This window comes from Alcanivorax sp. HI0044 (assembly GCF_001634945.1).
This window is the reverse complement of the sequence record NZ_LWEZ01001860.1, coordinates 1-991: the sequence shown is the minus strand read 5'-3', so window position 1 is coordinate 991 and position 991 is coordinate 1. Positions and strand designations below refer to the sequence as shown.

General features: G+C 56.2%; 1 protein-coding gene and 1 pseudogene. Both read left to right on the top strand.

All coding sequences use genetic code 11. The features are described from left to right. On the top strand, nucleotides 1–411 hold a 411-nt coding region (locus A3730_RS27695; protein ID WP_156501415.1), incomplete at its 5' end, for a DUF1731 domain-containing protein. 321 nt (nucleotides 412–732) lie between these two features. Continuing rightward, nucleotides 733–991, top strand: a pseudogene (locus tag A3730_RS27690) (ATP-binding protein); the annotation flags it as partial.

The following is a 991-nucleotide window of genomic DNA, read 5'->3' as shown; positions in this document are numbered from 1 at the left end:
GGTATTGTGCTCGGTAGCGATGGCGGTATGTTGAGCAAGTTGCTGCCAGTGTATCGGCTTGGGCTTGGCGCCATGCTTGGTGATGGCAACCAGTGGCTGAGCTGGGTGCACATTGACGACATGGTGGCGGTGCTGGTTCGGGCGTTGGAAACCCCAGGGGTAGATGGTGTTTTCAATGCTTGCGCACCGGCCCCGGTAACCCAGCGAGAGTTTCACCACACCCTTGCCCGACAAGTGAAACGCCCGGCGCTGCTGCGCGTGCCATCCACCGCACTCAAAGTGGGCTTGGGAGAGCAATCCTCCATGCTGATTGGCGGCCAGCGGGTTTACCCCCGGCGCCTGGAGCAGCAGGGCTTCATTTTCCGTTTCCCGGATCTGGATTCTGCCCTGTCTCACCTGACCAGTCGTTAAGCTGGCCCAGCCTGTCCAATGGTGATTTGTGCAGCGCCAGGGTGGATGCCGGGTGGCTGGCGTTGTTTCTGAAGCCTTCCTGGGGCGAATGCCGGGGATGGACTGGAGATCCTCCGTATAAAGAGAAGAAAAAGCCCCCACATTCCAGATTTTGAACAAAGGTATCTGGCGTTGTGCATTCGGCGTTCGGCGATTTGCCAGGGTTGAATAGTGAGGCGGGCCTTGAGGTCCGCTTATCACTCAATTCAGTGACGCACCTTGAAAACCCCCGGTTTGCCCATATCTGTTTCTCAACATTACCCGCAGGTTCAGGAGCCAATCGTGTCAGCAGAAAAACAGACCCATGGATTTCAGGCAGAAGTATCCCGTCTTCTTCACTTGATGATTCATTCTCTCTACAGCAACCGGGAAATCTTTTTGCGGGAGCTGATTTCCAATGCGTCGGATGCGTGCGACAAGTTACGTTTCCAGGCGCTGGATAATCCTGCGTTGCTGGAGCAAGGTGGTGAACCCCGCATTACCCTGCAAGTGGACAAGGACGCGGGCACGTTGACCATTACCGACAACGGCATTGGCATGG